20 protein-coding genes and 2 tRNA genes are annotated in these 22,872 nt (G+C 71.6%); 11 read left to right on the top strand and 11 right to left on the bottom strand.

Annotation, left to right across the window (positions count from 1 at the left end):
* The first annotated feature begins 440 nt into the window (after positions 1 to 440).
* The 3 genes from ACZ5C2_RS08525 (at position 441) to ACZ5C2_RS08515 (ending at position 3,430) form a co-directional block, all read left to right on the top strand.
* Complete coding sequence (locus ACZ5C2_RS08525; RefSeq protein WP_468787956.1) at positions 441 to 764, top strand: hypothetical protein; 324 nt, start codon at positions 441 to 443, stop codon at positions 762 to 764.
* Positions 765 to 1,078: 314 nt separating this feature from the next.
* Positions 1,079 to 1,639: a SigE family RNA polymerase sigma factor gene (locus ACZ5C2_RS08520; RefSeq protein WP_468787954.1), complete on the top strand. Its 561-nt coding sequence runs from the start codon at positions 1,079 to 1,081 to the stop codon at positions 1,637 to 1,639.
* 147 nt (positions 1,640 to 1,786) lie between these two features.
* Positions 1,787 to 3,430 carry a long-chain fatty acid--CoA ligase gene (locus tag ACZ5C2_RS08515; RefSeq protein WP_468788542.1) on the top strand — a complete coding sequence of 548 codons (1,644 nt, stop codon included), beginning with the start codon at positions 1,787 to 1,789 and terminating at the stop codon, positions 3,428 to 3,430.
* Positions 3,431 to 3,519: 89 nt separating this feature from the next.
* Here the strand turns inward: ACZ5C2_RS08515 and ACZ5C2_RS08510 are convergent, their stop codons facing one another.
* Positions 3,520 to 7,719, bottom strand: coding sequence for a hybrid sensor histidine kinase/response regulator (locus tag ACZ5C2_RS08510; protein ID WP_468787952.1), 4,200 nt, complete (start codon positions 7,717 to 7,719; stop codon positions 3,520 to 3,522).
* Positions 7,720 to 7,937: 218 nt separating this feature from the next.
* Positions 7,938 to 8,408, bottom strand: a complete 471-nt coding sequence (locus ACZ5C2_RS08505) for an SSI family serine proteinase inhibitor (RefSeq protein ID WP_468787950.1) — start codon at positions 8,406 to 8,408, stop codon at positions 7,938 to 7,940.
* 207 nt (positions 8,409 to 8,615) lie between these two features.
* On the opposite strand from ACZ5C2_RS08505, the gene ACZ5C2_RS08500 reads away from it, so the two are divergent.
* A tRNA-Ser gene (locus ACZ5C2_RS08500) sits at positions 8,616 to 8,706 on the top strand.
* 202 nt (positions 8,707 to 8,908) lie between these two features.
* Positions 8,909 to 8,981 (top strand) — tRNA-Arg (locus ACZ5C2_RS08495).
* Positions 8,982 to 9,212: 231 nt separating this feature from the next.
* Here ACZ5C2_RS08495 and ACZ5C2_RS08490 read toward each other — a convergent pair.
* From ACZ5C2_RS08490 to ACZ5C2_RS08480, 3 genes are all read right to left on the bottom strand, one after another.
* Positions 9,213 to 10,601, bottom strand: a complete 1,389-nt coding sequence (locus ACZ5C2_RS08490; protein ID WP_468787948.1) for an FAD-binding oxidoreductase — start codon at positions 10,599 to 10,601, stop codon at positions 9,213 to 9,215.
* A 164-nt stretch (positions 10,602 to 10,765) separates the two neighbouring features.
* The gene (locus tag ACZ5C2_RS08485; RefSeq protein ID WP_468788540.1) at positions 10,766 to 11,227 is read right to left on the bottom strand and encodes a potassium channel family protein; all 462 of its coding nucleotides are present in this window, start codon (positions 11,225 to 11,227) and stop codon (positions 10,766 to 10,768) included.
* A 65-nt stretch (positions 11,228 to 11,292) separates the two neighbouring features.
* Positions 11,293 to 11,733 (bottom strand): DUF7144 family membrane protein, encoded by a 441-nt coding sequence (locus tag ACZ5C2_RS08480; RefSeq protein WP_468787946.1) that lies wholly within the window; start codon positions 11,731 to 11,733, stop codon positions 11,293 to 11,295.
* Between the two features lie 303 nt (positions 11,734 to 12,036).
* Here ACZ5C2_RS08480 and ACZ5C2_RS08475 point away from each other — a divergent pair, with 303 nt between their 5' ends.
* The 4 genes from ACZ5C2_RS08475 to ACZ5C2_RS08460 all read left to right on the top strand — a co-directional run bounded on the left by ACZ5C2_RS08475 (position 12,037) and on the right by ACZ5C2_RS08460 (position 15,846).
* On the top strand, positions 12,037 to 12,909 hold the full coding sequence (locus ACZ5C2_RS08475) for a DUF2797 domain-containing protein (protein ID WP_468787944.1): 873 nt from the start codon (positions 12,037 to 12,039) through the stop codon (positions 12,907 to 12,909).
* A gap of 219 nt (positions 12,910 to 13,128) precedes the next feature.
* The gene (locus tag ACZ5C2_RS08470) at positions 13,129 to 13,869 is read left to right on the top strand and encodes a response regulator transcription factor (protein WP_468787942.1); all 741 of its coding nucleotides are present in this window, start codon (positions 13,129 to 13,131) and stop codon (positions 13,867 to 13,869) included.
* A 372-nt stretch (positions 13,870 to 14,241) separates the two neighbouring features.
* A complete protein-coding gene (locus ACZ5C2_RS08465; RefSeq protein WP_468787940.1) occupies positions 14,242 to 14,997 on the top strand; it encodes an MFS transporter in 756 nt (251 codons plus the stop codon).
* Between the two features lie 75 nt (positions 14,998 to 15,072).
* Positions 15,073 to 15,846, top strand: a complete 774-nt coding sequence (locus ACZ5C2_RS08460; protein WP_468787938.1) for a TetR/AcrR family transcriptional regulator — start codon at positions 15,073 to 15,075, stop codon at positions 15,844 to 15,846.
* A 12-nt stretch (positions 15,847 to 15,858) separates the two neighbouring features.
* Here ACZ5C2_RS08460 and ACZ5C2_RS08455 read toward each other — a convergent pair whose 3' ends face one another.
* Both ACZ5C2_RS08455 and ACZ5C2_RS08450 read right to left on the bottom strand, forming a co-directional pair.
* The gene (locus tag ACZ5C2_RS08455; RefSeq protein WP_468787936.1) at positions 15,859 to 16,329 is read right to left on the bottom strand and encodes a PPOX class F420-dependent oxidoreductase; all 471 of its coding nucleotides are present in this window, start codon (positions 16,327 to 16,329) and stop codon (positions 15,859 to 15,861) included.
* Positions 16,330 to 16,338: 9 nt separating this feature from the next.
* Entirely contained in the window at positions 16,339 to 16,644 is a 306-nt protein-coding gene (locus ACZ5C2_RS08450) for an STAS domain-containing protein (protein ID WP_468788538.1), read from the bottom strand.
* 181 nt (positions 16,645 to 16,825) lie between these two features.
* Here ACZ5C2_RS08450 and ACZ5C2_RS08445 point away from each other — a divergent pair, with 181 nt between their 5' ends.
* Complete coding sequence (locus ACZ5C2_RS08445; protein WP_468787934.1) at positions 16,826 to 17,620, top strand: ANTAR domain-containing protein; 795 nt, start codon at positions 16,826 to 16,828, stop codon at positions 17,618 to 17,620.
* Positions 17,621 to 17,903: 283 nt separating this feature from the next.
* On the opposite strand, the gene ACZ5C2_RS08440 is transcribed toward ACZ5C2_RS08445, so the two are convergent.
* Positions 17,904 to 19,565, bottom strand: coding sequence for an MDR family MFS transporter (locus ACZ5C2_RS08440; RefSeq protein WP_468787932.1), 1,662 nt, complete (start codon positions 19,563 to 19,565; stop codon positions 17,904 to 17,906).
* An 85-nt stretch (positions 19,566 to 19,650) separates the two neighbouring features.
* Positions 19,651 to 20,142 carry a MarR family winged helix-turn-helix transcriptional regulator gene (locus ACZ5C2_RS08435; RefSeq protein ID WP_468787930.1) on the bottom strand — a complete coding sequence of 164 codons (492 nt, stop codon included), beginning with the start codon at positions 20,140 to 20,142 and terminating at the stop codon, positions 19,651 to 19,653.
* 230 nt (positions 20,143 to 20,372) lie between these two features.
* Between ACZ5C2_RS08435 and ACZ5C2_RS08430 the strand changes: the two genes are divergently transcribed.
* Positions 20,373 to 20,567, top strand: coding sequence for a hypothetical protein (locus ACZ5C2_RS08430; protein ID WP_468787928.1), 195 nt, complete (start codon positions 20,373 to 20,375; stop codon positions 20,565 to 20,567).
* A 124-nt stretch (positions 20,568 to 20,691) separates the two neighbouring features.
* Here ACZ5C2_RS08430 and ACZ5C2_RS08425 read toward each other — a convergent pair whose 3' ends face one another.
* Together ACZ5C2_RS08425 and ACZ5C2_RS08420 are read right to left on the bottom strand one after the other, a co-directional pair.
* Complete coding sequence (locus ACZ5C2_RS08425) at positions 20,692 to 21,603, bottom strand: RNA polymerase sigma factor SigF (RefSeq protein WP_468787926.1); 912 nt, start codon at positions 21,601 to 21,603, stop codon at positions 20,692 to 20,694.
* Positions 21,604 to 21,849: 246 nt separating this feature from the next.
* Entirely contained in the window at positions 21,850 to 22,686 is an 837-nt protein-coding gene (locus ACZ5C2_RS08420; protein WP_468788536.1) for an RNA polymerase sigma factor SigF, read from the bottom strand.
* Positions 22,687 to 22,872: the final 186 nt, after the last annotated feature.

The following is a 22,872-nucleotide window of genomic DNA, read 5'->3' as shown; positions in this document are numbered from 1 at the left end:
TCCTCCCCTCCTCTTCTCCCCCTCCCTTTCTCCCCCCCCCCCCCCCCCCCCCCCCCCCCCCCCCCCCCCCCCCCCCCCCCCCCCCCCCCCCCCCCCCCCCCCCCCCCCCCCCCCACCTCCCTGGCCTGCGGGGCCTGAGGGGCGGCCGGGGCCTGCGAGGAAACCGCCGGAACGCTTCGCCCCTAGTGGGCCTGGGGTGGCGGTGTCCCTGATGAGGGCCTTGCGCATCGGAGAACGGGATGGGGTTTATTGACTTGCCGTCACGCTTGCGTGCGAATAGTGGCCTACAGGGTGGTTCGGTAGGTATCCGGTGGGCAATCCTGATCTCGCGACGTCGTGCACAGCGCCGGGGTGGGGGTCAACGTCCCTGGTGACAGAGGTACTTCACGCGCAGACGGCCATGAGCCGGTGCGTCCTGTGGGTTCTGGAGGGAACACAACATGGCAAGCATCCGTACCGCCCGCGTCATCGCCGCGGTCTCCGCACTTCCGCTCGCGGCCGCCCTGTTCACCGGTGCCGCGGCGGCGGACAGCGGTGCCCTCGCGGACGACGGATCGAACGCGCCGGCCACGAGCACCGCTGCCGACGCCCTCGGCAGCGGTGTCGGCGGCGACAACTTCGGCAACTCGGCCACCACGCAGCAGCAGGCGACCGGGCCCGGCGCCGCGAACCGGAGCAACTCCGCCCAGGTCAACGGGTCCGCGTTCACCGCCGTCAACCAGGGCACCGACAACGTGGCCATCAGCTTCACCCCGCTGTGGTGATGATGTCGGCCTCCTGACCGTTCGGGTGTGTGCTTCGGGGGGTGCAAGGCGTCCGCGCGACGGTGCTTCGGTGCCGCCGCGCAGACGTGTGCGGGTGCGGCGGTGCTCCGGTCCGCCGGTCAGGTGCAACCGGGTGCTCACCGTCGACGGCCTGCGCGCCACGCGGCCTTCCTCAGGGGTGGACCCGTACTGGCCCTCATCCGCTTGTCCACCTGTAGGAGGTGCGGCGGGCCCCGTTCCTACAACCTGAGGGGGACGTGGCTTCGCGACCTGCGGCCGATCCGCGGGACAGGGCTCGCTCCTAGCGTGGAGACATGACCACACTCGTCTGCACCAGCGCTTCGGATGCCGCTGTTCCACCAACGCAGGGCCTCCCGTACCCGTCGTTCTCGTCGTACATGAGGGCCCGCCAGCCGGCGCTCCTGCGTACCGCCCGGTCGCTGACCGGGAACCCGAGCGACGCGGAGGACCTGCTGCAGACCGCGCTCACCAAGACGTATGTCGCCTGGGAGCGCATAGAGGACCACCGCGCGCTCGACGGCTATGTGCGCAGGGCGCTGCTCAACACGCGCACGTCGCAGTGGCGCAAGCGCAAGGTCGACGAATTCACCTGCGACGAGCTGCCCGAGCCCGATCCGGTGCTCGGCGACGACGACCCGGCCGAGCGGCAGGCGCTGCGCGACGCGATGTGGCGCGCGATCATGCGGCTGCCCGCGCGGCAGCGGGCGATGGTCGTCCTGCGGTACTACGAGGACCTCAGCGAGACGCAGACGGCCGAGGTGCTCGGTGTATCGGTCGGCACGGTGAAGTCCGCCGTGTCGAGGGCGCTCGGCAAGCTCCGCGACGATGCTGAGCTGGGACTTGTTCGGAAATGAGCTGAATCTGAGGGAATAAGTTCTCCGGTGGGGTGTGATCGATCATCCGCTCCCCTAGTGACATACCGCGCGGTATGTGCGCAGAATCAGCGCAACCCGTACCGACGCGTAGGCAATGTCGCCCAGGAGGACGCCGTGCTGAGCACCATGCAGGACGTACCGCTGCTGATCTCGAGGATCCTGACCCACGGGTCGACGATCCACGGCACATCGCAGGTCATCACGTGGACCGGCGAGGACGAGCCGCAGCGCCGTTCCTACGCGGAGATCGGCGCCCGCGCGGCCCAGCTGGCCCACGCCCTGCGCGAGGACCTCGGCGTCACCGGCGACGAACGCGTCGCGACCCTCATGTGGAACAACGCCGAGCACGTCGAGGCGTACTTCGCGATCCCCTCCATGGGAGCCGTCCTCCACACCCTGAACCTCCGCCTGCCCCCCGAGCAGCTGGCGTGGATCGTCCGTCACGCCGCCGACCGGGTGATCCTCGTCAACGGTTCGCTGATCCCCCTCCTCGCCCCGCTGCTGCCGCACCTGAAGACCGTCGAGCACGTGGTCGTCTCCGGTCCCGGTGACCGTTCCGCGCTGGCGGACGCCACCGCGCGGGTGCACGAGTACGAGGAGCTGATCGCCGGACAGCCCGTCGCCTACGACTGGCCGGAGCTGGACGAGCGTGCCGCCGCCGCCATGTGCTACACCTCCGGCACCACCGGCGACCCCAAGGGCGTGGTCTACAGCCACCGTTCGATCTACCTGCACTCCATGCAGGTCAACATGGCCCAGTCGATGGGCCTGACCGACGAGGACACCTCGCTGGTCGTGGTCCCGCAGTTCCACGTCAACGCCTGGGGCCTGCCGCACGCCACCTTCATGACCGGCGTCAACATGCTGATGCCGGACCGCTTCCTGCAGCCCGCCCCGCTCGCCGAGATGATCGAGGGCGAGAAGCCGACCCACGCCGCCGCCGTCCCCACCATCTGGCAGGGCTTGCTCGCCGAGCTGACCGCCAAGCCCCGGGACGTCTCCTCCCTCACCCAGGTCACCATCGGAGGCTCCGCCTGCCCGCCCTCCCTGATGGAGGCGTTCGACAAGCTGGGCATGCGGGTCTGCCATGCCTGGGGCATGACGGAGACCTCCCCGCTCGGCACCATCGCCCGCCCGCCGGCGGCCGCCGTCGGCACCGAGTCCGAGTTCGCCTACCGTCTGACCCAGGGCCGCTTCCCGGCCGGCGTCGAGGCCCGCCTCACCGGACCCGGCGGCGAACGCCTCCCCTGGGACGGCGAGTCGGCCGGTGAGCTGGAGGTCCGCGGTGCATGGATCGCCGGCGCCTACTACAACGGCCCCGACGCCGAACCGCTCCGACCCGCGGACAAGTTCAGTGAGGACGGCTGGCTGAAGACCGGCGACGTCGGCACCATCAGCCCGGACGGCTTCCTGACCCTGACCGACCGCGCCAAGGACGTCATCAAGTCCGGTGGCGAGTGGATCTCCTCGGTCGACCTGGAGAACGCGCTGATGGCCCACCCGGACGTCGCCGAGGCGGCCGTGGTCGCCGTCCCGGACGACAAGTGGGGCGAGCGCCCGCTGGCCACGGTCGTCCTCAAGGAGGGTTCCACCGCCGACTTCACCACCCTGCGTGCCTTCCTCCAGGAGGAGGGCAAGATCGCCAAATGGCAGCTCCCGGAGCGCTGGACGGTGATCGAGTCGGTGCCGAAGACCAGCGTCGGCAAGTTCGACAAGAAGGTGCTGCGCAGGCAGTACGCCGAGGGCTCGCTGGACGTCACGCGGATCTGACGCACATACGGCGAACGCGCCGGGCGGTGACCGGGGAACCCCCGCTCACCGCCCGGCGCACGTCGTTCGCCCGTCCTCGGTGAAGCCCGTCAGTTGGTCCCGATCCGCGAGAGCAGGTCGACGATCCGGTCCTGCACCTCGGCACTGGTGGACCGCTCCGCGAGGAACAGCACGGTCTCGCCGGAGGCCAGCCGGGGCAGGTCCGCCTGGCCGACGGTGGCCGTGTAGACGACCAGCGGGGTGCGGTTGAGCTGCCCGTTCGCCCGCAGCCAGTCCACGATCCCGGACTGGCGACGCTGCACCTGCAGCAGGTCCATCACGACCAGGTTCGGCCGGAACTGCCCCGCCAGCGCCACCGCGTCGGCGTCGCTCGCGGCCCGCGCGACCTGCATCCCGCGCCGCTCCAGCGCCCCGGTGAGCGCCAGCGCGATTTCCGCGTGCTCCTCGATCAGCAGCACACGCGGAGGGTGCTGTTCGCTGTCACGCGGTGCCAGCGCCTTCAGCAGTACGGCGGGATCGGCGCCGTACGCGGCATCGCGCGAGGCCTGCCCGAGCCCGGCCGTCACCAGCACCGGAACCTCGGCCGCCACCGCCGCCCGGCGCAGCGACTGCAGCGCCGTACGCGTGATCGGCCCGGTCAGCGGGTCCACGAACAGCGCGGCGGGGAAGGCCGCGATCTGCGCGTCGACCTCCTCGCGCGAGTGCACGATCACCGGCCGGTAGCCGCGGTCGCTCAGCGCCTGCTGCGTCGAGACGTCCGGCGCGGGCCACACCAGCAGCCGGCGCGGGTTGTCCAGCGGCTCCGGCGGCAGTTCGTCGTCCATCGGCTGCGGACGCGGGTGGTCCGCGACCTCGACGGCACCGCCGGGTCCGTCCAGCGGCTCGGGCCCCTCGGCGGCGTCCGCGTCGGGCGCTCCTATCGCGTACGACCGGCCCGTGCCCTCGGCCGGCGGCGCGAGCCGGGACTGACCGGCGAGGGAGGGCTGCGGCTGGGGCTGGGCCTGCGCCGGGGGCCGGCCCTGCTGCAAGGCCGGCGACTGCCCGGCGGCGGGCGCGGGCTCGGCTGCCGGGCGCGGGTGTCCGTTCCGCTCGTTGCCCGCGGCAGGGTCCGGACGCGTACCGAGCTTGCGGCGGCGCCCGGAGCCGCCCGGCTGGTGCGGGGGAGGCGTGGCCGCCGGCAGCGGCTGCTGGACCTGAGAGGCCTGCCGGTTGAACGGCACACCCTGCCCCAGCGTCCGCACGCTGATCGCCCGCCCCAGCGTCGAGTTCGGGTCCACCGGTGCCGCGGTCTCGTCGGGCAACGGCTGAGCGGCACGCTGGGCTGGTGCTGGTGCTGGTGCTGGTGCTGGTGCCGGTGCCGGTGTCGGTGATGGTGCGCCTTCGGGCGGCAGCGGGGTGCCGGTGGCGGGCGTCGGCTGCGGCGGGTCCGGGACCGGCGGCACGGGCGTACCGGCGACGGGCCACGGCTGCCCGGCAGGGGTGCCTCCGGCCGGGGCGTCCTGTACGGGCGCGGCCTCGGCGGGGAGCGGCTGGGCGGCGGGAATCGGTGCCGGCGCACCGGCCTGTCCCTGCGCGGGCACCGGCGCCGGCATCACTTGCGGAGGCACCGCCCCCCACTGCCCGGCAGCCCCGGGGGCCGGTACGGCCGGAGTGGCCGGGGCCGCCTCCGTCGGCTGGGCACCGGCCCGCCGCCGACGGCCCGTCGGCGCGCTGGTGGGATGCGGCTGCGGCGGGGTGTGGTCGTCGGCCTGGTCGTGCGGTACGGCGTCATGCCGGCCGCTGTCGGCCTGGGCAGTGGGCGCGGCGGATCCGCCCTCGCCCGCCTGCGCGGCCCGGCCGACCATCTCGGCCTGCGCGGGCTGTGCGACCTGCTCCTCCTGGTCCGCCTCGGCAGGCGGCAGCGCGAACACCGTACGGGGCGCGGCCTCCTGCGCCGCCGCCCGCTCGCTGGCGGCGGCCAGCGCACGCCGGCGCCGCCCCGTCGGCTCCTGCCCCGACGCCTGGGCCGGAACCTGCACGGCCACCTCGGCCTGAGATGCCTCGGCGGACCCGTTCCGGCCCGTGGCCGGCGCGGGCAGCGCCGCCGGCAGCGCGTGCTGTTCACCGGACCCGTGCCGGGCACGCCGGCCGGAGGGGGCGGGCACCCCCTGCGGCGGTACGGTCCCGCCCAGCCCCGTGTTCGAGGCGGCGGCCCCTGCCGCATGCTCGGCGGCGGTGACGACGGCCCCCTCGGACACCCCGGCACCTGCGACCTCGAGCCCGGTACCGGCACCTGCGACCTCGAGCCCGGCACCGGCACCTGCGACCTCGAGCCCGGCACCGGCCGTCGTGTTCTCGGCGGGCCGGCCACGTCGGCGCCCGGTGCCGCCGGACGCTGTCGCGCCCTCACCGGATGCCTGAGCCGGAAGCTGCGCCTCCGCGTCCTCGGCGGCATCGGCCGCCCGGCGCCTGCGCCGGCCGGTGGGTGCGGTCCCAGCGACCGCACCGTCGTCCGCGCCGGGCACCTCGCTCTCCAGGAAGGCATCCACGGAGGAGCGCCGTGCCCGCCGCCGCCCGCCGCCGACGGTCGGCTCGGCGGGCGCGGCCTCCAGCGCCGGGACCGGAGCCTCGACGGCCACCACGACCCCCGCCCCGCCCCCGATCGGCACCTCGAGGACGAACGCGCTCCCGCTCATCCCCGGTACGTCGTGCGTCTGCAGCACACCACCGTGCGCCCGGACGATCCCGCGCACGATCGGCTCGTGCACCGGGTCGCCGCCGCTGTACGGTCCGCGCACCTCGATGCGGACCACCTCACCGCGCTGCGCCGCCGCGACCACGACGGTGTTGTCCAGATAGCCGCCCGCCGACATGGGTGTGTTGCCGGTCGCGTCGACGCCCGCCACGTCCGCGACGAGATGGGCGAGGGCGGTGGCGAGCAGCCGCGGGTCGACCTCGGCCTCGATAGGTGGCGCGTGCACGGCGAACTGCACTCGCCCGGGACCGATCAGCTCGACGGCCCCGTCGACTCCGGCGGCGACGACGGCATCGAGCATCACCTTCGTACGGGCGACCTGCTCGGCGCCGACGTCGAGCCGCTGGTAACCGAGCACGTTGTCGATGAGGGTGGTGATCCGGGCGTAACCGGCCGACAGGTGGTGGAGCACCTGGTTGGCCTCGGGCCACAGCTGTCCGGCGTCGTCGGCGGCCAGCGCGGACAGCTCGCGGCGCAGTTCGTCCAGCGGGCCGCGCAGGGACTGGCCGAGCAGGATGAGCAGCTGTTCGTGCCGGGCGGCGAGGGCCTCGTAACGGTCCTTCTCCCGCTCACCGAGGGCGGCGTAGCGCTCCTCGTTCGCGGCGAGCTCCTCCGTGTGCTTCTCGCTCAGCCGCTCCAGCTCGGTGACGTGGCTCTGGCGGAGTGCGGTGAGTTCGGAACCGTGCGCCTCGGCGAGCCGCTCCAGCTCCTCCAGGTGCCGGCTCTCGGCCGCTTCCTTCTCCTCGGCGAGCGCGTCGTAGGGACGGCGGTCGAGGAAGGTCATGACGGCGCCGACGAGCTGGTCGCCGTCGCGCACCGGCGCGGTCGTCAGGTCGACCGGCACCTTGTCGCCGCTCTTGGAGTACAGCACCTGACCGCGCACCCGGTGTTTGCGTCCGGAGCGCAGGGTGTCGGCGAGGGGGGACTCGTCGTAGGGGAACGGGGAGCCGTCGGCGCGCGAGTGCAGGACCAGGGTGTGCAGTTCGCGTCCGCCGAGGTCGCCGGCCCGGAATCCCAGTATCTGGGCGGCGGCCGGGTTGACCAGGACGATCCGCCCGTCGGTGTCGGTGCCGACGACACCCTCGGAGGCGGCCCGCAGGATCATCTCGGTCTGCCGCTGCGACCGCGCCAGCTCGGCCTCGGTGTCGACGGTGCCGGACAGGTCGCGGACGACGAGCATCAGTAGTTCGTCGCCGCCGCCGCCGTAGTTGTCGTACGCCTGCTGGCCGGTCTCCAGATTCGCACTGGTGACCTCGACCGGGAATTCGCTCCCGTCGGTCCTCCGCGCGATCATCCGGGTCGGCTTGGTACGCGCGCGGGGGTCGATGTGGTCGGGCCGCCGCATGGACCCCGGGATGAGCTTGCTGTCGAACTGCGGCAGCAGATCCAGCAGCCCCCGCCCCACCAGAGCCGTGCCCGGGGTCTCGAAGGCCTCCAGGGCGATGGTGTTGGCGTTGACGACGGTCCCGTTGGCGTTGACCAGCACCAACGCGTCGGGAAGCGCGTCCAGTATGGCTGCGAGGCGAGCAGCGCCTCGGGATGGCCTGCTGCTCACGAGACCGCTTCCTCCCTGTTACCGCGACGTGCCGACCGCTCGGGCCATCTTGCCAACCTGCCCGCAGCGTGTCACGCGAGGGAGTCTAAAGGCTGGGGTTGCGCTCGCGACGCCGGATGGGACGCACATCGCATCAGAAAGTGGCGGCCATGTGACGCCCGGTACGCCCCGGACCCGTGACTGCCTGCGCCGACACGCCCCGAACCTTCGCCAGACCTTTACGCCCGCTGTGCCCCGACTCGCCGTCCCGTTTCGGGCAGCAGCGGCACGAGCCGGTCCCATCGGGCGATCGCGCATCCGTCTCTGCGGTCGTAGGACGCGTCGACGGGGCGGTCGGCCCAGGTGCCGGTGACCCGCGCGGTGGCGGGCCCGCCGTACTGCATGGTGCAGACGGCGCCGCGCGGCGCCGGGCCGAAGGCGTCCTGCCCCCACCGCGTGTTCCGTTCGACGGCCGCGCAGGCACCCGCGGGATCGGGATGGCTGCCCCCTCCGGTCGGGCAGCGCACCTCGTACGTTCCGTCCGCCCCGTCGCCCGCGCCGTGCACGGTGACGGTAAGACGGTCACCGCGCGGAGGCGGCTCCTGTGCGGATGCCGGGGACAGCGAGGTGTGGGCGACGAGAAGGGCGGCGGCGCCGACGACGGCGAACCGCCGAGCCCGTGACACGACCTGCACCACGACGGGAGACATGAGCGGGGGAGACATGAGCGGAGACATGACCTGCCCAACGCGCCACCGCGCGGAACGTTGCGCCACGCCGGCCCCACGGTGGGAAGTGCTTTGCCCTGCGGGCTCTCCGCCTAGTACCGTGGGCACCGATTGGTGACACCCCACGCGGTTGTGTCATCATCGGCACGCACCGACCCGCTCGCGCTCACGCGCGGACGGCCTGTGCGAGGAGGCGTCGCCTAGTCCGGTCTATGGCGCCGCACTGCTAATGCGGTTTGGGTCTTAAAGCCCATCGAGGGTTCAAATCCCTCCGCCTCCGCCCTCACCCACGAAGCCCCGGTCCCTGCGGCCGGGGCCTCGTCGTACTCCCCCCCCGATGTACTCCCCCGATCCGGCGTCTGTGCAGGTCACAAGGGGTAGGCCAAACGGATTTCACATGGCGGCGGCAGTCATGTAATGTTCTTCCTGTCGCCGCGAGCGGGCCGAAAGGGCCGGGAGCGGCGAGAAAACTGAAGAGACAAGCACTCGTAGCTTAACGGATAGAGCATCTGACTACGGATCAGAAGGTTGCAGGTTCGAATCCTGCCGAGTGCACAGCAGACCAGAGGCCCTGTGGAGTGATCCACAGGGCCTCTGGTTTTCCGCCTTCACGGGCTCGGGTGAGCCCGGAGGGTGCCGGAATGCGGGGTCCGGCACCCGCTGTCAGGGGGTGTCCGCGGGCCTGCGGCGGCGGACGGCGACGACCTGTCCGGCGCCCGGCACGACGGTGACGGCGCTCGCGAGACCGACCGGCGTCACGGCTGCGTCACCCGGCGTCGCCCGGGATCAGGCCGCGGACGCGGGGATGTTCTGGTTGGCGTGGAAGAAGTTGTCCGGGTCGTAGGCGCGCTTGACGGCGGTCAGGCGGTCGTAGTTGTCGCGGTAGGTGGAGCGGACGCGTTCGGGGCCTTCCGATTCGCCGAGGAAGTTGACGTACGAGCCGCCCATGGAGTGCGGGTGGAGGTCCGTCCAGTAGTCGACGCACCACTGGCGGACCGCGTCGGCGTTGGCCGGGTCGGGGTCGATGCCGGCGACGACGCCGGACCACACCGCGTCCCGGTAGGCCCAGGCCGTTTCTCCGGCGGCGACCCGGTGGGCCGCTCCGTCGACGGGGTACAGATGCATGGTCGACAGCTCGGTGGGGAGGGACCGGCCATAACGCTCGTGCACGGCGACGGCGTCGTCGGGGACGCGGTCGAAGAAGTCGCCGCGCCAGTACCACTGCAGCCCCTTGGGGACCAGTTCGTCGAACATGGTCTGCAGGGCGGGGTAGGGCATCGGTGTGGCGAAGTGGAAGGCCGGCGGGGCGGGGTCGTTGACCACGGACAGTGTGTCCTCCAGGCGGCTGTCCTCCAGATCGCCGGTGTAGCACCAGATCACGGCGCACATCTTCTGGCCCTGGACCGGTTCCGGGAAGGGCGGCCCGGGCGGGACGGTCATGACCGCGAAGAACCCGTTGAGGTCCTCGGGCGCGGCGGGCAGGAACTCCCGGTACCAGCGCAGCACCTCCCGCGTGCGCTCGACCGGCCACACGGTCACCGCGACCCCGACCGTGCCCACCGGGTGGAGCCGGAACGTGAACGACGTGACCACCCCGAAGTTGCCGCCGCCGCCGCGCAGCGCCCACAGCAGATCCGGGTGTTCCTTCTCGGAGGCGGCGACGACACTGCCGTCGGCCAGGACGACGTCCGCGCCGATCAGGCTGTCGACCGTCAGTCCGTACTTGCGGGTGAGATGACCGTGCCCGCCGCCCAGGGTGAGACCGCCGACCCCCGTGGTCGAGTTGATCCCGGTCGGTACGCCGAGTCCGAAGGCGTGGGCTTCGTGGTCCAGGTCGCCCAACTGGCTCCCCCCGCCCACCTGCACGGTCTCTGCCTCCGGGTCGACCCGTGCCCAGCGCATGGGGGAGAGATCGAGGGTGAGCCCGTCGTCGACCAGGCACAGGCCCGGCCCGCTGTGTCCGCCCCCGCGCACGGCGAGGTCGGCCCCCGTCTCCTGGGCGAAGGCGAGGGTGGTCCGTACGTCCGCCGCGCCCGTGCACCGGGCGATGGCGGCCGGATGACGGTCGATCATGGCGTTGTAGATGCTGCGGGCCTCGTCGTAATCCGCGTCATGCGGTGTGACGACGCGTCCTCGCAAGGCCGTGCGCAGGCTGTCGAGAGCAGTTGCGTCCATGCCGCTCATGAGCGGACACCCCTCGGGAAGATGGCGGAACCGGATGGCCGCGGGCGGACGGAACCGGTGGATCATCGGCCCGCGTTCGTCCGAGGGCTCGGGGAGGAAATCCCCATCCATTTCAGTGTGACGCAGACCACATTTCGGTGCGCGATATGGGTGGGTCACTCCGGCCGGTGGGTGCTCTCGCGGCGGCGGAGCGTGTCGCGGAGGTAACGGGTCAGGCCGGTGGCCGCCGCGGTGAGGAAGACGAAGGTGTAGACGATTTGCAGGACGGTCACCAGTCGTGCCGACTGACCCCGGGGGATGATGTCGCCGTAGCCGATGGTGGCGAGGGTGACCAGCGTGAAGTAGAGGGCGTCCAGGCGGGTGGCGATGCCCTCGAGTTCGCCGGGGCGCCGGGCCAGTGCCAGGTAGGCGGTCGCGAAGACCAGAACGGACAGGCACATCAGGGGCGGGATCACCAGCCCCGGGCGGACGTCCGGCACGGACAGCAGCACGTGGACGGCCTGCCGCACCAGCAGGAGGGCGATCAGGGCCAGCGCGAGGCCGAAGAGGACCCAGCTCAGCACGGGGCGACGCGGGCCCAGCCGGTCCAGGGGCAGGAGGAAGTAGGCCGCGACCATCACCGTCACCCCGGCCGCCTGGGCAAGCCAGGGCCACAGGGCACTCCAGGCCGTGGACCCGCGCGCTACGCCCGGGACTCGTGGCTTTCGCGGCGCGGTGCGCACAGGGCCCAGATGATGAAGCCGTGGATGACGATGAGGACGATCGACCACACGGGCGCGTAGGGAAGCCACACGAAGTTGGCGATCATGCTGATGCCGGCCAGTGCCACGCCCACCACCCTCGCCCACGTGGCTCCCTGGAACAGGGCCAGACCGGCGGCGGTCACGAGCGCGCCGAGGATCAGATGGATCCAGCCCCAGCCGCTCAGGCTGAACGCGTAGGTGAAGTTGCGGGTGGAGACGAACACGTCGTCCTCGGCGATGGCGGCGATGCCCTGGAAGGCCGCCATCACGCCGCCGAAGGTCATCAGGACCGCCGCGGCGGACGTCCAGCTCGTCGCCCAGGGACTTTCCGCCTCCCGCCCGGTCCGGTGGTGGCGCGTACCGCTGACATTGCTCGCCATGTTGTCGCCTTTCGGACGTCCCCGAGCGGTGCGATGCCTCAGTCCAGGTTGGCACTGCCGGTCGCACCCGGCACCTCGGCGCATGTCACGGGTCAGCCGGTGAAGGCGGTGCTCCTCCGGGCGGGCCGCGACCGGGAGCAGGAGGGGGGACTGGTGGGTGCGTGACCTGGGCGCCCGCGAGGGGCACGCGGAGGGCCTCCGGCCGGCGGGTGCGGCTCGGGACGGGTGAGCGCCGGGGAGCCGGGGCAGCGAGCCGCCGCAGGGCGACGGCGTTGTCAGTGGTGCGCACTAGTCTCGGCGGAGATGGCACAGGCATGGAACTGCTCGGGGCTGCGGTGGTCGGCCGATGGTCCCGTCCTGAGGTGGGACGGTGGCCGGCACTCGGCGCTGACCTGGGGGAAGCGGGTGGCCTTCGCGGTCGCGGAAGGGGGCGGGCGGACGTGTGTGGGGGCACGGGGGCATGCGTGTCCGCTCGGTGCGGTGGTGCCGGGCCGCAGCACGGGGGCGCGCTGCGAGGAGTGTGCCCGGCTGGACCGGGCGCACTCGGTGGCCGCCGACACCCTCGCGGACGATCCGCGGGCCTACCGCGTCTACCTGGCGTGGTTCGGGCCCGGGATGGCCAAGGTCGGGATCACCGCGGTGCAGCGGGGGCGGGCGCGGCTGCTGGAGCAGGGGGCGGTCTGTTTCACCTGGCTGGGCAGCGGGCCGCTGATGGCGGCGCGGCGCACCGAGGAACTGCTGCGCGCCGCGCTCCGCGTACCCGACCGGATCGCCTACGCCGACAAGCGGGCGGTGCGGGCGGCGCTCCCGGCGGCGCGCGAAGAACGGGCGGCGGAGATCGCCGGGTTGCACGCGCGGGCGGTCGCCCTGAGCGGGTGGCCGGAGTCGCTGGACCCCGCGCCGTTCGAACCGGTCGATCATGTCGGGGTGTTCGGGCTGGCGGAGGTGCCTGCCGCCGTGGGGGCGGTCCGCGAACTGGTCGCCGGGGGTGTGGTGAGCGGTGAGCTCGTGGCCGCCGCCGGTCCCGATCTGCATCTGCTGACGGGCAGAGGAGTCGTGGTGCTGGACACCCGGCTGCTGGCCGGATGGGGACTGACGCCGGCCGCAGGGCGGGAGCTCGCGGTACCGGTCGCAGCGTTGAAGGAGAGGGCGGCGGCGCAGGACGGGCTGTTCTGACCGTGCCCAGGACCCGGGGCGCGGTCTCGGGTGACTGTTGCGGTACGAGCGGTCACCCGGTCTCTCGCGGAGACCCCGGCGTGCACGCCGCGCCGGGGAGGAATCGCGTGTCCGTGACAGCGACGCGGAATCCTGCCCCTGGGAGCGCCCGTGTGTTTCTCAGGGAAAACACAGGTTGTCGAAAGAGTGTTCTCAGAGGCTCCGCGCATCGTGTGCGGTATGACCACGATCTCGCCCCAGGGGCGCACCGAACTGCTCAGGCCGGACGGGAGCCCCGTCCGCGTGCTTGTGGTGGACGACGAGCAGTCGATCACCGAACTGCTGTCCATGGCCCTGCGGTACGAAGGCTGGCAGATCCGCAGTGCGGGGGACGGCCAGGGTGCCCTCCGTACCGCGCGCGATTTCCGGCCCGACGCGGTCGTCCTGGACATGATGCTGCCGGACACGGACGGGCTGTCCATCCTCGGGCGGCTGCGCCGCGAGCTGCCGGACGTGCCTGTCCTGTTCCTGACCGCCAAGGACGCCATCGAGGACCGTATCGCCGGGCTGACCGCGGGCGGGGACGACTACGTCACCAAACCGTTCAGCCTGGAGGAGGTCGTCGCCCGGCTGCGCGGGCTGATCCGGCGTTCCGGCGCGGCCGACCGCCGCTCCGAGTCGGTACTGGTCGTCGGCGACCTCACCCTCGACGAGGACAGTCACGAGGTCAGCCGGGGCGGGCAGGGCATCCACCTCACCGCCACCGAGTTCGAGCTGCTGCGCTTCCTCATGCGCAACCCGCGGCGCGTGCTCAGCAAGGCCCAGATCCTCGACCGGGTCTGGTCGTACGACTTCGGCGGGCAGGCGAACGTCGTCGAGCTGTACATCTCGTACCTGCGCCGGAAGATCGACGCCGGCCGGGAGCCGATGATCCACACCCGTCGCGGCGCCGGATACATGATCAAGTCCGCGGTGTCGTGAGCGGACGGCGACGACCACGTCCGCGGGCCTGCGGACGCGGCTCGTCGTCGCGTCCGTGGCGCTGATCGCGGTGGTGTGCGCGGTGGTGTGCGCGGTGATCGGCACGGTGACGACGCCGGCGCTGCGGTCCCATCTGTACGAGCAACTGGACGGGTCCGTGAGGTGGCCAAGCGGGCGGCGGGCGGCCCGGTGCACGGCCCTCCGCCTCCCGGGCCGCTGTGGGAGGACGGCCCTCTCGACTTCGTCACCCAACGGCGCCTTCTAGGTGGTCCTCCCCACGACCGAACGTCGACGGCACGGTCACCACCCTGATCGTCGAAGAGCGCGTCCCGCGGTCCGAGTGCGATCCGCACACCGCGGTCGGCCGGGTCGGTGCCCTGGAAGGCGTTCTTCTTCGGTTCGCCGGACGCGGCGAACGCCATCACCGTGGACAAGCCCCCGGCCGCGCTGTGGCCGGTGGATGTCGGCGGTCTGGTGCTGATCACCTTCGGCATGGGCGGCGCGCTGTTCCTGCTCACCCAGTACCTGCAGTTCGTCCTCGGCTACGGCCCTCTGGAGGCGGGCCTGCGCACCGCGCCGATGGCCATGACCGTCGTCGCCCTCAACTTCACGGGTGTGGGTACCAGGTGGGCGGCGAAGATGGGCACCCCGCTCTCCATAGGCGTCGGTATGACGCTGATGGCGGGCGGGCTGGTGTCGATCGCCACGCTCACCGGGCACGGCTATACGGGTACGCTGCTCGGCCTGGTCATGATCGGGGCGGGCACGGCGATCGGCAGTCCGGTGATGGCGCACGCGGTGATGAGTTCGGTACCCCGTGAGAAGACGGGCGTCGGCGCCGGGATCAACGGCACCCTCGCCGAGTTCGGCAACGGGCTCGGAGTGGCCGTCCTGGGCGCGGTGCTGAACGCGCGGTTCGCGGCGCTGGTTCCGGTGGCGGCGAGCTCGCTCCCGGCGGCGCCGGCCGCGGCCGGTTCGGACGGCGAACGGGTGCGGATCACCGACGCGTTCTCCGCCGGGCTGGAGACGAGCCTGCTGGTGGGGGCGGTGGCAGTGCTGCTCGGCGGACTGATCACGGCGGCGTTGCTGCGCCGGGCGGACCGGGCAGAATCGCGAGAGAAGGCCTGACAGCCGGACCGTCCGCGCACCCGGACCACGGGTGCCCGGCAGGAACCGGCGTCGGCGAGTCGAGGAAGGTGCGCCATGGTGAGGGCAGCCCAGCGGTCCGAAGACGTCCCGCGGACCAGTGTCTGGCTGGACGGCAGGACCCGTCGCGGCGGGCGCGGCGGTGGACAGCCGTCGGGACTGGACCGGGAGAGGATCACCGAGGTCACCGTACGGCTGCTGGACGCCGAGGGGCCCGCCAAGTTCTCCATGCGCCGGCTCGCCGCCGAGCTCCATGTGACGGCGATGTCCGTCTACTGGTACGTCGCCACCAAGGACGACCTCCTCGAACTCGCCCTGGACCGCACCTTCGGTGAGCTCACCCTGCCCGATCCGGCCACCGGCGAGGACTGGCGCGACCAGCTGCGCACCCTCGCCCGCGAGTACCGCACGCTGCTGGTGCGCCACCCCTGGCTGTCGCCACTGGCCGGCCGATTCCTCAACATCGGGCCCAACGCGCTGGAATTCTCCCGGGTGATCCAGCAGGTCATCCGCAGGACCGGCCTGCCCGCACACGGGGTGACCGGGGCGATCGCGGCCGTCTTCCAGTTCGTGTACGGGTACGGCACGATCGAGGGCCACTTCCACACCAGGGTCGCCGCGACGGGCATGTCCCCCGACGAGTACCACCGGCACGCCATGAGCGAGGTGACGCAGTCACCCGACGCCTCCGAGGTGATCGAGGAGTCGGCAAGGATCATGAAGGCCCGCGGCGGCGACACGGTCGAGGAGATGCTGGAGCGGGACTTCGCTTTCGCCCTGGACCTGCTGGTGGCGGGCATCGAGGCGATGGCCGCCCGCGGCCGGGACTGAACGGACGTGTCCCTACTCCCCTTCGGCCATCCGCGCCGGAAAGCCGCCGGTCGCCACCGGACCCCAGCGCTCCGGAGTGATCCGGATGATCGACTTGCCCTGCTTGACCATCGCCGCCCGGTACTCGTCCCAGTCGGGATGCTCGCCGGCAATGTTCCGGTAGTACTCCACCAGCGGCTCCACGGACTCGGGCGAATCCACGACCTCGGCGGTGCCGTCGATCTGCACCCAGGGCCCGTTCCAGTCGTCGCTCAGGACGATCAGGCTCACCCGGGCGTCCCTCTTGGCGTTCCGCGTCTTGGCGCGTTCTGGGTACGTGGACACCACGATCCGGCCCGAGTCGTCGACCCCGCAGGTCAGGGGTGAGCCCTGGGGACCGCCGTCGGCCCGCCGGGTCAGCAGGACCGCCCGGTGCCGGGGCCGTACGAAGTCCAGCAACTCGTCGAGGGACACACGGGTGTTCGTCGCGATGTTCGGTGCCATGGCGTCAGCCTAGGCGGCCATCGCCTCAGGAAGGTTGTCGTACACGGGGATGTCGCGGCGCAGGCCCGTCAGTTCCAGCACGCGGCTCGCCAGGCTCTCCGGGAGGGCCACCACGTGCACCCGGGTCGTGGGGTGCAGCAGTCGGCGTACGTCGTTGATGAGGCGGACGCCCTGGGAGTCCATGAACTGCGTCGGGGTGAGGTCGAGGACCACGACCTGTGGCGGCCGGCCGGGGTGGGGGCGGGCCCGGGCCATGATCAGCGGCAGCAGTCCGTCCGCGTTGGAGAAGTCGATCTCCGTGGGGAAAGGGAGCAGCACACGCGCGGACGGTTCATGTGTCCATGGGGGATTCGGAAGGAAGGTCACGGCAGTCACCTGGCAGTCGTGCGTCCGGAGTTCCGGCAAGGCCACTTCCTGACCCGCTCCCATTGCACCACGTCGGAGCGCATGACCGGAAGCGGCTAAAGTTCTGTACGTCCTGTGCTCGCAGTCGGGAATGTGCTGCGGAGCTCTCCTGCGCACGACCGTCCGGTCGTGCTCGCCGAAGAGGTTCGTGGTGGCTGCGTCCCGGTTTTCTGATTTGCCCCGTTTCCCTGCCGGAACGGATCTGGCGGAAGCGTTGACGGCCGCGGCGTGCCGACTGCACGAGACGTCCACCCCGGACAGCACCCTGGACACCGCCGTGCGGCTTGCCGTGGATCTTCTGCCGGGCGCCGACCACGCGGGTATCTCCGTCATAGAGCGCGACAACCGCAGGCAGACGCTCGCCTGGACCGACGAGGTGGTGCGCGCCGCCGAGGACGGTCAGCCCGTGGTGGGGGAGCGGCACGGCAGTCCCCCCGTGGTGGGGAAGCATCCGTACTGGCACCGTCTGTGGACCGCCCCGGTGGCCGGGGTCGAGGACAGCGAGGGCCAGGAGGGCGCGGACGCGCTGTCCGGGCTGGGCCTGCGTTCCGTACTGTCCCTGCGACTGCGTGCCGACCGGCGCCGGCTGACGGTGCTCACCGCGTACGCCCGCAAGCCGCGCGCCTTCGACGAGGCCGCGCTGCGGATCGGACGGCTGTTCACCGCGCATGTCGGCATCGCCCTGGACTCCGCCACCGTGCGCGAGCAGCTCACCGAGGCCATGCGCACCCGGGACCTGATCGGCCAGGCCACCGGCATCCTGATGGAGCGCATGGACATCGACGCGGCCGGCGCCTTCGACAGCCTGGTACGGGCCTCGCAGCGGGAGAACGTGAAACTGCGCGACCTCGCCCGCCGCATCGTCGACACCCACGGCAACCCCTGACGGACGCAGGGCACCTGAGGGGAGACCAGGCCGTCCCGGCACGCCTCGCGGCCATCGGCACGACGTCGCGGGGGGAACCGGACACCCGGGCGTTCCTGGCACCTCACTGCCGGCCGGAACAGCGTGACTCGGCCGCCCGGCGATGCCCGGCGGACGCGGGCACGTCCGCCGGGTCCGTACCCCGGCCCGCGGCACCGGGCAGCCCGGTCGACGTCCTCCCCGGCGGGATCGGCGTGACGGCCGCCTGTGGCGCGGCCCCGGCGTCCTAGCTGCCGGAGCCGTCCTAGCTGCCCGAGCCGTTCGAGGTGCCCGGGGCCTTCGAAGTGGCCGGGGCCTTCGACGTCTCCGGGCCGTCCGGGGTGGCGGAGGCTGCCGGTGGCACGGTCGTCACCGCACCGGCCGGCGCCACCGGCGGGGCGGCCGAGGCCGCCGCCTGGGCCAGCGCGCCCGTGGTCCGCAGCGGGACCTCCTGGATGAACAGGGTCACCAGGAAGGCGAGCAGGGCGACCGGGGTGACGTACACGAAGATGTCGGCGATGCCGTGCCCGTAGGCGCTCTCCAGCCAGGTGCGGATGGACGGGGGCAGCAGGTCCATGTCGGGGATCGCGCCGCTGCCGGAGGCCTCGGCCGCCGCCGCCCGCTCCCGCGGGCCCAGTTGCCCGATGGTGTCCTGGGCGTGATGGCTGATCCGGGTCGACATGACCGAGCCGAGCACGGAGACGCCGACCGCACCGCCGAGGGACCGGAAGAACGTCACGACGGAGGAGGCCGCGCCCAGATCGCCCGCAGCCACCTGGTTCTGCGTGCACAGCACCAGGTTCTGCATCATCATGCCGACGCCGAGCCCCAGCAGCGCCATGTGGACGCCGATGTGCCAGTACGGGGTGTCGTACCGCATGGTGCCGAGCAGGCCCAGGCCCGCCGTCAGCAGTACGCCGCCGGCCAGCAGCCAGCCCTTCCACCTGCCGGTCCTGGTGATGATGATGCCGGAGGCCGTGGACGACACGAAGATGCCGCCGATCATCGGGATCGTCATGACGCCCGACATGGTCGGGGACTCGCCCCGGGCCAGCTGGAAGTACTGGCTGAAGTAGACGGTGCCCGCGAACATCGCGACACCGACGAACAGCGAGGCCAGCGAGGCCAGGGTGATGGTGCGGTTGCGGAACAGACGCAGGGGGATGATCGGGTCGGCGGCCCTGTTCTCGACGAGCAGGAAGATCAGCGTGAGAGCGATCGAACCTCCGACCATGGCGCCGGTCTGCCAGGAGATCCAGTCGTACTTGTCGTCGGCGAAGGTGACCCAGACGAGCAGCAGGGAGACGGCTGCGGTGACGAGGAAGGCTCCCGCCCAGTCGACCTTGACCTGGCGCCTGGTCAGGGGCAGGTTCAGCGTCTTCTGGAGCACGATCAGCGCGATCAGCGCGAAGGGCACACCGACGTAGAGGCACCAGCGCCAGCCGAGCCAGCTGGTGTCGGTGATGACACCGCCGAGCAGCGGACCGCCGACGGTGGCGACGGCGAAGGTGGCGCCGAGGTAGCCGGAGTAGCGTCCGCGCTCACGCGGGGAGATCATCGCGGCCATGATGATCTGGGCCAGGGCCGCCAGACCGCCGGCGCCCAGTCCCTGGATGGCACGCGCGCTGATGAGCATCGCCGGGTTCTGCGCCAGACCGGCCACGACGGAGCCGAGGACGAAGACGCAGAGGGCTGTCTGGACCAGCACCTTCTTGCTGAACAGGTCGGCGAGCTTGCCCCACAGCGGGGTGGAGGCGGTCATCGTCAGCAGCGAGGCGGTGACGACCCAGGTGTAGGCGCTCTGGCCGCCGCCGAGGTCGGCCACGATCTCGGGCAGGGCGTTGGTGACGATGGTCGACGACAGGATGGCGGCGAACATGCCGAGCAGCAGCCCGGACAGCGCCTCCATGATCTGCCGGTGTGTCATCGGAGCGTCTGCGGAGGAGCCTCCCCCGTGCTTGGCATGAGCCCGCACACCGGCTGGTGTGGTCGTTGCCATGGTCTTCCTTCTCTTAGGTGCTTGCGGGTGTACGGGTGGTTTCCTCGCGTGGGGCAGGGGCCGGCCGGGGCACGGCGCGGCAGTCGCCGAAACTGTCCCTGAGCCGGGCCATCAGCTGGGTGAGGCGGCCGATCTCCTCGTCGGACCAGTCGCCCAGGCGGTCGGCGAGGAGCTGGGTGGTCCGCCGGAACAGCACGTCGAGCTGCGCCCGGCCGGCGCCGGTGAGGCGCAGGATGCGGGACCGTTTGTCGGAGGGGTCGGGGGAGCGCTCGATCCAGCCGCGCTCGACCAGATGGGCGACATGGCGGCTGGTGACCGACATGTCCACGGAGAGCAGCTCGGCGAGCCTGCTCATGCGCAGGTCGCCGTGGCGGCCGAGGAGCGCCAGCACGGACGCGGAGCCGCTGGGGCAGTCGGCCGGCATGACGCGGTTCATCTCCCGCTTGACGGCACCGAAGGCGCTGAACTGCCGGACCAGCTCCTCGTACTGCGTCGGCTCGGCCATGGCACCTCCCGTTTCGTTGCTTGAAGCAACCGTAGATTCGATGGTTGCTACAAGCAAGCAAATCCGAAGACCGGCGTCCCAAAAGCTTGGCAAAGGCACGTAATCGCGGTAGTGAACACGCAGGTGGCAGGCGCTGGGCCCGTCCGGCCCCGGCCTGCCGCGCCCCGCCCGCCGGTCCGGCCCCTGCCCCGCTTGGGCCGCCCGTCGGGGATTCGCTAGGGTCTCGTGACATGGCTGACACCCAGGGCCCGCAGGGCCATCACGACCCCGCCGGCAACACCCAGATGTTCCGCGCGTTCGTCGACGAGGCCCCTCAGGGCCGGCAGGCCGCGTCCACCGGCGGCGGACCGCGCATCGGTCTGATCATCGGCATCGTCGTCGCCGTGGCGGTCGTCGCCGCGGTGGCGTGGCTCGCGCTGAAGTAGGAACCGCTGCTGAAGCGGCCCGGAACGCGGCGGCCGCCGTTGCGCCCCTGCGGGGCGCCCCGACGGCCACATGTCCGATTCCACTCGCGGGGCGTCCTGCCGGCGCCCCGTGCTGTGGGCTGCCTCAGTCCGAAATGAGGCCTTCCCGCAACTGGGCGAGCGTCCGCGTGAGCAGCCGCGAGACGTGCATCTGGGAGATGCCGACCTCCTCGCCGATCTGCGACTGGGTCATGTTGGCGAAGAAGCGCAGCATGATGATCCGCCGCTCCCGGGGCGGCAGCTTGGCCAGCAGCGGCTTGAGCGACTCCCGGTACTCCACGCCCTCCAGCGCCGTGTCCTCGTAGCCGAGGCGGTCCGCGAGCGAGCCCTCGCCGCCGTCGTCCTCGGGGGCGGGGGAGTCCAGCGAGGACGCCGTGTACGCGTTGCCGACCGCGAGCCCGTCGACCACGTCCTCCTCCGACACGCCCAGTACGGCGGCGAGTTCGGGAACCGTCGGGGAGCGGTCCAGCTTCTGCGAGAGCTCGTCGCTGGCCTTCGTCAGTGCCAGCCGCAGCTCCTGGAGCCGGCGCGGTACCCGCACCGACCACGAGGTGTCGCGGAAGAACCGCTTGATCTCGCCGACCACCGTCGGCATCGCGAACGTGGGGAACTCCACCCCGCGTTCGCAGTCGAAGCGGTCGATCGCCTTGATCAGGCCGATGGTGCCGACCTGGACGATGTCCTCCATCGGTTCGTTGCGCGAGCGGAACCGCGCCGCCGCGTACCGCACCAGCGGGAGGTTGAGCTCGATCAGCGTGTCCCGGACATAGGCACGCTCCGGGCTGTCCTCGTCGAGTGCGGCGAGCCGCAGGAACAGGGAGCGGGACAGGGTGCGGGTGTCGAGGGCCGTCGTGTCCGGGAGTTCCGTCGTGGCCGGGAGCTCCGGAGCCGGTGTGGCCGGGCCTTCGTCGATGGAGCCGATTGCGTCGAGAGCATGGGGAGCTGTTTCGCTCTCCGCGAGCGTGAGCACCTTCGAGCTGCCCTGTTCTGCGGACATGCCACCCCCTTTGGGTCGCGGGACGGTCGCGGCGGACGCTCCCGATCTGAGGAACGCAGCCTTCACCTGAATACCGGCGCCGAGGCTCCGGCAAACGCGCTTCCCGCAGAATGTCACATGTCGGCAACGCGCTGTAGTGACATGTCGACATCCGAGATGTGAATCAGCCCTGGAAACAAGGGGTCTGACGGGCTTTCGGCCCAGAAAAGCACAGAACGGCACAGGTAGGCGATTCGCTCGTTCCGGTTACGCGTCGATCCTGTTTGCGGACCGCAGTCGCTGGAAGCTGCGCGCCAGCAGTCGGGACACATGCATCTGTGAGACACCGAGTTCCGCGCTGATCTGCGACTGGGTGAGATTGCTGTAGTAGCGCAGCAACAGGATGCGCTGCTCCCGCTCGGGCAGCTGCACGAGGAGGTGCCGGACGAGGTCGCGGTGCTCGACACCGTCCAGGGCGGGATCCTCGTAGCCGAGCCGGTCCAGCAGTCCGGGCATCCCGTCGCCCTCCTGCGCGGCCTCCAGCGAGGTGGCGTGGTACGACCGTCCGGCCTCGATGCAGGACAGCACCTCCTCCTCGGAGATGCGCAGCCGCTCGGCGATCTCGGCGGTCGACGGGGTGCGCCCGAAGGCGGTCGTGAGGTCCTCCGTGGCGCTGTTGACCTGCACCCACAGCTCGTGCAGCCGGCGCGGTACGTGGACGGTGCGGACGTTGTCGCGGAAGTACCGCTTGATCTCGCCGACCACCGTCGGCATCGCGAAGGTGGGGAACTGCACGCCCCGCTCGGGGTCGAAGCGGTCGATGGCGTTGATGAGCCCGATGGTGCCGACCTGGACCACGTCCTCCATCGGCTCGTTGCGGGAGCGGAAGCGGGCGGCCGCGTAGCGCACGAGCGGGATGTTGGCCTCGATGAGCGCCGCGCGTACGCGGGTGTGCTCCGGCGTGCCCGGCTCGAGGTCCTTGAGCTGGCCGAAGAGGAGCTGGGTCAGGGCCCGGGTGTCGGCACCGCGCCGTTTGGCGGGAGTCTGGGCCGCGTCGGGGGACGCCTCGTCCTGGGGCGGCGCAGTACTGGCCGGCACGGTCAACGCCACCTCTTCATCGCTCTCATCGCCCGTCAACTCATCCGTCAAAAGCGGTCATAGCATCACAAGACTGACTCACCGTGCGCAAGCACCGCATATTCCGTGTTGAGGGCGAACAGGGCCGTGCAACGCGCGAAGGTCCCTTGCCGTGACGGCAGGGGACCTTCGGGAGAGGCAGGGGGACGGGGC

It is taken from the genome of Streptomyces sp. NPDC031365 (assembly GCF_055569765.1).
Note: the sequence above shows the minus strand (reverse complement) of the source record. Positions and strands in the feature narration are given on the sequence as shown.

Bases quoted from the DNA above. Each gene is read 5' to 3' on its own strand.
- ACZ5C2_RS08525 (WP_468787956.1), top strand. From the start codon at position 441: ATGGCAAGCATCCGTACCGCCCGCGTCATCGCCGCGGTCTCCGCACTT.
- ACZ5C2_RS08455 (WP_468787936.1), bottom strand. From the start codon at position 16,329: ATGGCACCGAACATCGCGACGAACACCCGTGTGTCCCTCGACGAGTTG.
- ACZ5C2_RS08445 (WP_468787934.1), top strand. From the start codon at position 16,826: ATGTGCTGCGGAGCTCTCCTGCGCACGACCGTCCGGTCGTGCTCGCCG.
- ACZ5C2_RS08470 (WP_468787942.1), top strand. From the start codon at position 13,129: ATGACCACGATCTCGCCCCAGGGGCGCACCGAACTGCTCAGGCCGGAC.
- ACZ5C2_RS08485 (WP_468788540.1), bottom strand. From the start codon at position 11,227: ATGGTCGCGGCCTACTTCCTCCTGCCCCTGGACCGGCTGGGCCCGCGT.
- ACZ5C2_RS08480 (WP_468787946.1), bottom strand. From the start codon at position 11,733: ATGGCGAGCAATGTCAGCGGTACGCGCCACCACCGGACCGGGCGGGAG.
- ACZ5C2_RS08460 (WP_468787938.1), top strand. From the start codon at position 15,073: ATGGTGAGGGCAGCCCAGCGGTCCGAAGACGTCCCGCGGACCAGTGTC.
- ACZ5C2_RS08515 (WP_468788542.1), top strand. From the start codon at position 1,787: ATGCAGGACGTACCGCTGCTGATCTCGAGGATCCTGACCCACGGGTCG.
- ACZ5C2_RS08475 (WP_468787944.1), top strand. From the start codon at position 12,037: ATGGCACAGGCATGGAACTGCTCGGGGCTGCGGTGGTCGGCCGATGGT.
- ACZ5C2_RS08490 (WP_468787948.1), bottom strand. From the start codon at position 10,601: ATGGACGCAACTGCTCTCGACAGCCTGCGCACGGCCTTGCGAGGACGC.
- ACZ5C2_RS08435 (WP_468787930.1), bottom strand. From the start codon at position 20,142: ATGGCCGAGCCGACGCAGTACGAGGAGCTGGTCCGGCAGTTCAGCGCC.
- ACZ5C2_RS08505 (WP_468787950.1), bottom strand. From the start codon at position 8,408: ATGTCTCCCGTCGTGGTGCAGGTCGTGTCACGGGCTCGGCGGTTCGCC.
- ACZ5C2_RS08520 (WP_468787954.1), top strand. From the start codon at position 1,079: ATGACCACACTCGTCTGCACCAGCGCTTCGGATGCCGCTGTTCCACCA.
- ACZ5C2_RS08440 (WP_468787932.1), bottom strand. From the start codon at position 19,565: ATGACACACCGGCAGATCATGGAGGCGCTGTCCGGGCTGCTGCTCGGC.
- ACZ5C2_RS08430 (WP_468787928.1), top strand. From the start codon at position 20,373: ATGGCTGACACCCAGGGCCCGCAGGGCCATCACGACCCCGCCGGCAAC.
- ACZ5C2_RS08425 (WP_468787926.1), bottom strand. From the start codon at position 21,603: ATGTCCGCAGAACAGGGCAGCTCGAAGGTGCTCACGCTCGCGGAGAGC.